Source organism: Erwinia sp. PME.40.26/001 (genome assembly GCF_055556675.1).
Genome location: NZ_JBVHNP010000268.1, coordinates 1 through 258 on the forward strand (window position 1 = coordinate 1; position 258 = coordinate 258).

The window sequence follows — 258 nt, forward strand, 5'->3', positions numbered from 1 at the left end:
GCCTGGACGACCGCGGGCGCCTGACACGCCCACGCGACTCCCAGGAGCCGCGCGTACCGTGCGGTCATGAGGTCGACCCCCCCGGTCCTCGCGACCCTTCCCGCTTTGCTCCTCCCGGCGCTGCTCGCGCTCGCGGGTTGCACCTCGACCGACGCGGCGTCGCCGTCGGCGTCCTCCGCCGGGCCGTCGGCATCCACCCCCTCCCTGGCCCCGTCGGCACCGTCCCCCGGCGCGACGCTGCCGAGCGACGCGTCCGCG

The 258-nt window shown here is 77.9% G+C and carries 1 protein-coding gene; it reads right to left on the minus strand.

Features of this window, described 5'->3' with window-relative positions:
• On the minus strand, nt 1-258 hold a 258-nt coding region (locus ACZ3HG_RS24140; protein ID WP_465334965.1), incomplete at both ends, for a hypothetical protein.